General features: G+C 60.9%; 8 protein-coding genes. 5 read left to right on the forward strand and 3 right to left on the reverse strand.

Going from position 1 to position 8,655, the window contains the following annotated elements:
• Positions 1-142 precede the first annotated feature (142 nt).
• Both pqqC and pqqB read right to left on the reverse strand, forming a co-directional pair.
• Positions 143-871 carry a pyrroloquinoline-quinone synthase PqqC gene (gene pqqC, locus O9K64_RS22995; RefSeq protein ID WP_275100466.1) on the reverse strand — a complete coding sequence of 243 codons (729 nt, stop codon included), beginning with the start codon at positions 869-871 and terminating at the stop codon, positions 143-145.
• The gene (gene pqqB, locus O9K64_RS23000; RefSeq protein WP_275100467.1) at positions 868-1,791 is read right to left on the reverse strand and encodes a pyrroloquinoline quinone biosynthesis protein PqqB; all 924 of its coding nucleotides are present in this window, start codon (positions 1,789-1,791) and stop codon (positions 868-870) included. The genes pqqC and pqqB overlap by 4 nt, the downstream gene beginning before the upstream one ends.
• Before the next feature lie 207 nt (positions 1,792-1,998).
• On the opposite strand from pqqB, the gene O9K64_RS23005 reads away from it, so the two are divergent.
• The 5 genes from O9K64_RS23005 to O9K64_RS23025 all read left to right on the forward strand — a co-directional run bounded on the left by O9K64_RS23005 (position 1,999) and on the right by O9K64_RS23025 (position 6,642).
• Positions 1,999-2,394, forward strand: a complete 396-nt coding sequence (locus O9K64_RS23005) for a c-type cytochrome (RefSeq protein ID WP_275100468.1) — start codon at positions 1,999-2,001, stop codon at positions 2,392-2,394.
• A 73-nt stretch (positions 2,395-2,467) separates the two neighbouring features.
• Positions 2,468-3,442, forward strand: coding sequence for an ABC transporter substrate-binding protein (locus O9K64_RS23010; protein ID WP_275100469.1), 975 nt, complete (start codon positions 2,468-2,470; stop codon positions 3,440-3,442).
• A 58-nt stretch (positions 3,443-3,500) separates the two neighbouring features.
• Positions 3,501-4,277, forward strand: a complete 777-nt coding sequence (locus tag O9K64_RS23015; protein WP_275100470.1) for an ABC transporter permease — start codon at positions 3,501-3,503, stop codon at positions 4,275-4,277.
• Positions 4,277-4,948: an ABC transporter ATP-binding protein gene (locus O9K64_RS23020; RefSeq protein ID WP_275100471.1), complete on the forward strand. Its 672-nt coding sequence runs from the start codon at positions 4,277-4,279 to the stop codon at positions 4,946-4,948. The genes O9K64_RS23015 and O9K64_RS23020 overlap by 1 nt, the downstream gene beginning before the upstream one ends.
• Before the next feature lie 347 nt (positions 4,949-5,295).
• Positions 5,296-6,642, forward strand: coding sequence for a DUF2254 domain-containing protein (locus tag O9K64_RS23025; RefSeq protein ID WP_275100472.1), 1,347 nt, complete (start codon positions 5,296-5,298; stop codon positions 6,640-6,642).
• Between the two features lie 623 nt (positions 6,643-7,265).
• Here the strand turns inward: O9K64_RS23025 and ltrA are convergent.
• Positions 7,266-8,603, reverse strand: a complete 1,338-nt coding sequence (gene ltrA / locus O9K64_RS23030; RefSeq protein ID WP_275100473.1) for a group II intron reverse transcriptase/maturase — start codon at positions 8,601-8,603, stop codon at positions 7,266-7,268.
• Positions 8,604-8,655 lie beyond the last annotated feature (52 nt).

Below are 8,655 nucleotides of genomic sequence, written 5' to 3' on the forward strand. Positions count from 1 at the left end.
GGGGGGTTGCCCCTACGGCCCTCGCCTCGGCGGCATAACGCCATCCCTGCCCAAAGCCGCTCCCGGCCATCCCTGGACAAAAAAACGCCGCTACATACGGAATGCAGCGGCGGGAGGACAACGCGTGAGAGTACGGAGGTTACTAATCGGGAATGAAGGCTCCGGGCGGGATCATGCCGGGTGCCACGTAGGCGAAATAGAGCGCGTCCAGCTGCGCCCACAGGACATCGGTCTTGAAACGCAGGGCATTCAGCACCGCCTGCTGCTGCGGCACGGTCACTGCCTGCTGCCGGACGTAGGAGAGGGCGAACTCCACGTCGCGCGGCGCCTGACTCAGTCGCTCGCGGAAATAGCCGACCATGGAGTCATCGACGAAGTCATAGTGCTCCAGCATGCCGGAGATACGTTCGGCATGGATGGCCGGGGCAAACAGTTCGGTAAGCGAGGAGGCGATCCCCTCCAGCAGCGGCTTGTCGCGCACGAAATGAATATAGGCATCCACGGCATGCCGCGTGGCCGGGAGTATCCCCCGGGTGGAGATCACGTAGTCGCGATCCAGCCCCAGGGCGCCGGTCAAGCGCAGCCAGCGCTCGATACCACCCTCATCCTCACCCAGTCCGTCGTGATCGAAATAGCGTTGCCGCCATTCGATACGCATCGACTTCTGTTCCATGTTCGCCATCAGCGAACAATCCTTGCGCGGGATGCCGCACTGGTAGTAGTAGCGGTTGAGTGCCCAGGCCTGCACCTGGCCGCGGCTGCACTGCCCGGAATGGAGCAACTTATGAAACGGGTGCAGGTTGTGATAACGCTCCGCGCCGATCGCCCGCAGTGCGTCTTCCAGTTGATCTGGAGTGAGTGGTGTGTTCATAGCATGATCTCCATTCCGTCATAGCCGATCTCCCAGCCCGCCTGCTCGGCTTCGCGCCGTTGCGGGCTGTCGTCGAGCAGGACCGGGTTGGTGTTGTTGATGTGGATAAATACCCGGCGTCCGACAGGGATACCGGCAAAGGCCTGGAGACTGCCCTCCGCGCCGGACATGGACATATGGCCCATGCGTTGGCCGGTCTTGTGGCCGACTCCGGTGGTGAGCATCTCGTCATCGGTCCAGGTGGTGCCGTCGAAAAACACCAGCTCGGCACCCGCTATGCGCGCCTGCAATGACGCCGGCAGGGCGGCGCAGCCCGGCAGGTAATAGGCCACCCGGTCGCCGCTGCTGATGCGCAGGCCCACGGTATCCTCCGCCACGGTGCCGAAGTTCTCCCCGGCCGTGGCATCCTCCAGATAGAGGGCGACTTTTCCCGGCACCGGGAAGGCGGTGACGACCAGGCCGGAGGGGGCACCGTCGGTATGGCGCAGTTCAACAGGTTCCTCAATCGGCAGCCCGATGCGTTCGACAAACTCCGGATTGAGGATATTGAACAGGCTGTTGTCCCGCAGCACGCCCTGCACGCGGCGGGTGGCATAGATATTCAACGGCTGACTCTCGCGCAGGGTCAGCAAGCCGCCGACGTGATCCACATCGGCATTGGTCAGCACCGCGCCCTGGATCGGGCTGTGCCGCTTGCCGCGGCGGGGATGCAGTGGCCGGTTGCATGCGATCTGTTCACGCAGATCGGGGGAGGCATTGAGCAGAAACCAGTGCTCGCCATCCGCACTCACCGCCAGCGACGACTGGGTGCGGGGAGTGGCGGCCGGATCCCCGGCACGGGCGCGTTGACAGTTGCCGCAGTTGCAGTTCCATTGAGGAAAACCGCCACCGGCCGCCGAGCCAAGAACTAGAAATTGCATGTTACGCCCCGTCACTCAGGAATTGATTCGTTCTAAAAATGTTAGTGAGCCGGCGCCGGCCATCACAATGCGACAAAAGTCCAATTAGCATAAGACAAAAGGCGAATTGCCAAGCGACCCGGGCCTTGGCATTTTTAGCCACAGATTTTTTATGGCAGTGGGTCCATGACCCGTCATAACCGACTTAATCAATTCAGGAGAAGATCCATGGGTAAGATCGCTGCAATGACCTTTGCATCGGCACTTGCGTCCGGCCTGGTGCTGTTTGCCGGCCCGGTGTCGGCTTCCGGAGGGGAGTCGGTATTCCAGATATGCGCGTCCTGCCATACCACCAATCCGAGTGACGCCCCAAAATTCGGTCCGCACCTGAGCGGCGTGCTGGGACGCCCGTGCGGCAGCGTGGAGGGTTATGAGTACTCCAAGGGTTATGCCGCTGCTTGCAGCAGTTCCAGCATCACCTGGACGGAAGAGGAGATCCACGCCTACCTGGACAATCCGACCAAATACCTCAAGTCGAAGGGTGGCGGCAGGTCAAAAATGAGCTTCATGCTCAAGGACGAGGCGCAGCGAAAGGCGGTGATCGAATTTCTCAAGAGAATTTGATCATTCCATGGCAGACGAGACGAGCCCTTAACCCGGCTCCATTTAAACTCGATTCCCGGCAGGAGTAGACGGCATGCGGCAATTCGGTCTGGTCTGGATCCTGGCACTCCTCTGCGCCCTGCAACCGGCCGTTGCGGCTACCCCGACCCTGCGCGCCGGGGTACTCAAGTTCGGCACCGTGAACTGGGAGCTGCAGACCATCAAGGAGTATCGGCTGGACGAGGCGGAAGGCTTCCACCTGGAGGTGACCCCCTATGCCGGCAAACTGGCCACCACCACCGCCCTGCACGGCGGCACGGTGGATGTGATCGTCAATGACTGGCTCTGGGTCTCGCGTCAGCGCAGTGCCGGACGCGGTTACGGCTTTATCCCCTACTCGCGGATGAACGGCGCCCTCATGGTAACGGCCGACAGCGGCATCACCACCCTGGCCGAGCTGCAGGGGAAAAAGGTCGGCATCGCCGGGGGACCGGTGGACAAGAGCTGGCTGCTGATCCAGGCCCTCGCCCGGCAGCAGTACCACATCGACCTGAAGCAGCGGATCGATGCGGTCTACGGCGCGCCGCCGCTGCTGGCCAAGAAACTGCAAAGCGGTGAACTGGATGCGGTCGTCACCTTCTGGCACTACGCCGCCCGGCTGGAGGCCGCCGGTTTCAGGCGCCTGGTCGACATCGGCGACGTCCTGGAACAGCTCGGCATGCCGGCCGACGTGCCGATGGTCGGTTATGTCTTCAGCCCCGCGCTCAGCGACAACCCGGGCGACCTGGTTCAGGCCTTCGACCGGGCGGCACGCCGGGCCAAGGCGATCCTGGCCACCCAGCCCGACGCCTGGCTGACCCTCGAGCCGTTGATGAATGCCGACAGCGCGGCCAGTCTTCAAACCCTGAAAGCGGGCTACAAGGCGGGCATACCGACCCATTGGGGAGAGGTGGAACGCCGCGAGGCGGCCAACCTGTTCAGTCTGCTGGCGGAGCTGGGCGGGGAGCCGCTGGTCGGCAAGGCCACCGCGCTGGCCCCCGGCACCTTCATCGAGGCGGTACGCTATTAACCCGGAATCCTCAGTCGAGCGCCCGGTTGAGCCCTCAACCGAACGCGGCATCCTGGCGATGTTGAAGCTCCCCGCGTCGCTCGGCCGGCCACTGCGCCGGACCGGCCTGCAGATCGCCTCCCTGTTGCTGCTGCTGGGACTCTGGATGCTGGCCACCCTCTTCACCGAGGCCGATATCCTGCCGCCCCCCTGGCAGGTGTTCCAGCGTATCGGCAGTGAACTAAGCCAGGGCGATCTGCTCCGCCACAGCCTGATCACCCTGGGGCGCGTCTTCGCCGCCTTTATCCTGGCCATGGCCATCGGCTGTGCCATCGGCCTGTTCATGGGACTGCATAAAACCGCCGGGCGGTTTTTCGATCCCTGGCTGCTGCTTATGCTCAACCTGCCGGCCCTGGTGGTGATCATCCTCTGCTACCTGTGGATCGGCCTGAACGAGGTGGCGGCAATCCTGGCCGTGGCCATCAACAAGATCCCCAACGTGGCGGTCACCCTGCGCGAGGGGGCCAAGGCCCTCGACCGCGACCTGCTGGAGATGGCGCGCTGTTACCGCCTGTCCCGGAGAGTGACGCTGAAAGAGGTGATCTGGCCGCAACTGACTCCCTTCATCGCGGCGGCCGCCCGCTCCGGCCTGGCGCTGGTGTGGAAGATCGTACTGGTGGTCGAGCTGCTGGGACGGAGCAACGGCGTCGGTTTTCAGCTGCATCTCTATTTCCAGATGTTTGATGTGGCCGGGATACTGGCCTATTCACTGGCCTTTATCGTCATCATCTGGGGCATCGAATACGGCCTGATCCGCCCCTGGGAAAGTCGCGTCAACCGCTGGCGGGTGGTCTGATGCAGGTCGCCATCCGGCACAAGGCCTTCCGCCGCAAACCCGTCCTGGGGGATATCCGCTTTGAGCTGCGGCGCAGTGAAACCACCGCCCTGCTCGGCCCCTCCGGTTGCGGCAAGACCACCCTGCTGCGCATCCTCGCCGGTCTTGATACCGACTTCACGGGCGAGGTCGACCACCACAACGCGCGGCTCGGCTTTGTGTTTCAGGAGCCGCGCCTGCTGCCGTGGCGCAGCGTCTATGACAACATCGCCCTGGTCGCGCCCGACCGGCGGGAAAAAATCCACCAGCTGCTGGACGAGGTCGGCCTGCGGGAGGTCGCCGCGCTGGAGGCCTCCCGGCTCTCCCTGGGGATGGCGCGCCGGGTCTCCCTGGCCCGCGCCCTGGTAGTGGAGCCGGAGGTCCTGATCCTGGACGAACCGTTCAACTCCCTGGATCGGGCACGCGCCGCGCAACTGCGCCTGCTGCTGCTGGACATTATCGAACGCCATGACCTCAAGGTGCTGCTGGTGACCCACGACCCCCACGAGGCGGTGCAACTGGCCCAGCGGCTGTTCATCCTGGGTGGCCATCCGACCGAAATCCAGCAGGAGATTCCGCTGGAGCTGAGTGCCGGTGAGCGTCGTGATGTTGCCCTCATTGCTCAGCGGGTGAGCCAGCTGTTTGGGGATTGAGGGGATTTGGCAGCCGCCGGTTGCTGGAGGTTCGACCCGTCGCGCCCTTCCGGACCCTGCGGTATCAGACCATCGGCTCTGGCTAACCAATGCTACAATGTTTCGAGACGATTGCGAAATTATTTCACCTCGCCCCCCACTGTCTATTAACCTGTTGAGAATCAAAGGAATATCTGCTTGCAGGATGCTATAAATCCCCATCCATCCAGCATTCCAGCCGAGTCAGGCAGCCTAGAAAAGGCCATTAATGCGTAGAACGATAAGTCGCTTCCCAAAAATAATGCACGAGACGCATAATCAAGCTGTTGAGCCCCGTCGGACATGCGAATGAATGAGGACGCGTCATCATGAGAGTACAGCTTTTCAAAACATGGGACCGCGTTCGTTCCAGTTTCTGGTTTCTCCCGGCAGTCATGGCCGGCGGGGCAATGGTGTTGGCCTTCACAACCGTCGCCCTGGATACGCCGGTGACGGAATGGTTGACGCTTAACTGGGGTTGGAGTTTCACCGGTGGAGCGGAGGGGGCGAGTTCCTTGCTGGGGGCCATCGCGGGTTCAATGATCACCATCGCCGGGGTGGTCTTTTCGATGACCCTGGTCGCCCTGTCGCTTGCCTCGTCACAGCTCGGACCCCGTCTGCTCCGCAGTTTTATGCGCGACACCACGACCCAAATGGTACTCGGTACGTTCGTCGCGACCTTCCTGTACTGTTTGCTCGTCCTCCGCACCATCCGCCGCGCTGAGGAGACCCGCTTCGTCCCCCACCTGTCTGTCGCCCTCGGTGTGCTGCTCGCGGTGGTGAGCGTGGGGGTGTTGATCTACTTTATCCATCACGTATCGGTTTCGATCCAGGCCAACGAGATCGTGGCGCGGACCGGAAGAGAGTTGATTGAGGGAATAGAGCGGCTGTTTCCGGAAACCATAGGACGGGGAGCACCTCGGATACCAACGGAGCCACCCGACGCAGACTTCCTCGACAGGTTTGATCGGGAGGCGCGTCCGATTGAATCTACCGGGGATGGCTATCTACAGTTCGTCGATGGAGACGCCCTGATGGCGTTGGCCATGCAAGAGGATGTCGTTATTCGACTGGTACGACGACCCGGTCACTATGTCGTTGCTACGCGCCCGCTGGCGCTGGTCTGGCCAGGAAACAGGGTTACCGATCAGCTGATAGAGCGCGTCAATTCCGCGTTCGCCCTGGGTAACCAGCGTACGTCCGGTCAGGACATTGAGTTCGCGATCAACCAGCTTGTCGAAATCGCGATACGGGCTCTCTCCCCCGGGGTGAATGACCCATTCACGGCGGTGACGTGTGTGGACCACCTGGGGTCGGCACTGTGCCGCCTGGCTCAACGAGACATGCCGTCGCCTTATCGACATGACACTCAGGATCAGCTTCGGGTCATTACGCCTGACTTCACGTTCCCGGACGTCACGAATGCGGCGTTCAACCAGATCCGGCAATATGGCCGTTCCAGCGCTGCGGTGACCATCCGTCTGCTGGAAACGATTGCCGAGATCGCGGGATCCGTGCAACGGTCAGAGGACCGTGTTGCGCTGTTACGGCACGCCAGGATGATCAAGCGCGGGGCAGGTGGCGGGTTGCCGGAAGATGAGGACCGCCATGAGGTGGAAGAACGCTTTCAATCAGCGAACCAATTGTTGAGCGAGTCGCCAGATTCCACCATCTAAAATGCACCCCCGCAGCCAGCACTCCGATGGAAAATGAGCCGAACCATTCACAGCGCCCGAAATCGGTTGCGAAACCCGAAATCGGGACACCCCCAATTTATTAACGTAACCCCGGAAGAAATTTAGAAGTCACCCATAGATTGTATAAATGCTAAAAGGATATTGTCCCGAGAAAATGGCAACAATTATGGACACCCACAAATTGATTGGGAGTCATTCCTGCAACGGTCATTCGGTCAGGTAGTTCACCCATTAGCAATTGTGGACACCCACAAATTGAAGTGGTAATAGGAGGTGACTCCCAAGCTGACGCGAGTTGCTTGTCAACGGCTAGGTGTCCATAATCACTGTAGTGGCCCTTGAGGGTCGAAGACAAATCAATCCGGTTGCACCAGGCGCATTGGAAGTTTGGGAAGTTTGGGAAGTTTGGGGTCAGATGAAAAACTATCCATTCACCCTACGTGTGAGACATTGGGTTTTTCATCGGAGAGTAAGCCGGTTCCTTGCCGACGGTTAGGCCGAAGTTTGTATTCTCTGTTGCCGCCTGGTTTCCCGGCGGTGCCACAATATCTCAGCCATGCATCGGTTCGTCCCCGGCTCCTCGCAGAACCGGACTTGGAGTGTTACACCATCCGGCTCCCGGTTTGAGTCATCCACTTAGGCATGGGATACAGGTCATGGACGATCCGGGCCAGGGGCAACAGGGGACGGATGATTTCTCCAAAGTGCTTCCAGGTCAGTGAACGCCGTTGGCTGCGCCGGTTCAACCATTTGTACAGGTAGTGCGTGGCGAAGTAGACATAGCTCGCCACGCCCCGGCTGTTGCCGCTGACGCCGTAGTACTGGATGTGCCCCTGAAGATGTCGCCTCAGAAAGGCAATCATCGCCTTTCCGCCCTTGCCACGCATCGCCCGCAGGCGCGCACTGAGCGCCTTGAGCTTCTTGCGTTTGCGCTTGCCATCGGTTTGACGGCCCACCACGAATCGACCCTTTCGACTGCGGCCGACATAGTGGGTAAACCCGAGAAAACTGAAGGTTCGCGTGCCCTGCCCAACTGACGTTCCGTCGCTCCGTAGCGCGGTGCTACCAAAACGCAGGATCGCGCTCTTGCTGGGTTCGATTTCCAGTTCGAAGTCCGCCAGACGCTCTTGCATCGCCTGGTAAAAGCGCTTGGCATCCCCTTCGTACTGGAAGCAGGCAATGTAGTCGTCCGCATAGCGGATGAGGTACGCTTTGCCTCGGCACTGCCGCGTAAAGCGCTTCTCGAACCACAGGTCCAGTACGTAGTGCAGGTAGATGTTCGACAACACCGGTGAAACCAATCCGCCTTGCGGGGTTCCCTCGGTGGTGGCTCCAAACACGCCGTCTTCCATGACGCCCGCCCTGAGGAATCGACCGATGATTCGAAGCAGGTTCGGGTCGGCTATCCGGTGTTCCAGAAACCGCATCAGGTGGTCGTGACTGACGTGGTTGAAAAACCCTTTAATGTCGGCCTCGACCACCCATTGGGTCTGCTCGTTGGTGATTACCTCCGCCACCCGCCGTAGTGCATCGTGCGCACTTCGACCGGGACGAAATCCATAGGAGCAGTCGCGGAACTCCGGTTCCCAGATCGCCTGCAGGATGTGGCTGAGCCGATCCTGCACCAATCGGTCTTCGAAGCTGGGAATCCCCAGCGGTCGATAGCCGCCATCCCCCTTGGGGATGTAGGTCCGCCGGGCCGGGTTGGGCCGGTAGCCCATTCGGCGCAGGCGGGCTGATAGCGATGCTATTCGCTCGTCTACGCCGTCGGCATAGTCGTCCTTCCTTATCCCATCCACTCCGGGCGCCTTGCTTCCGTCCTGGCGCGCGAAGCTCTCGTGCAGTCCCTCCGGCTCGCTCAACATCCCCATCAGGGCGTTGAAGCGCAGCCCGGGTTCCGCACTCGCCTTTCGTGTGAAACGTTCAAATCGTGGGGTCACGGTTTGTTCCTCTCTGTGTAGGTCCGTATGTCCTTCTCCCGTTGTCTCAAAT

This window comes from Sedimenticola hydrogenitrophicus, from assembly GCF_029017505.1.
GTDB lineage: Bacteria > Pseudomonadota > Gammaproteobacteria > Chromatiales > Chromatiaceae > Sedimenticola > Sedimenticola hydrogenitrophicus_A.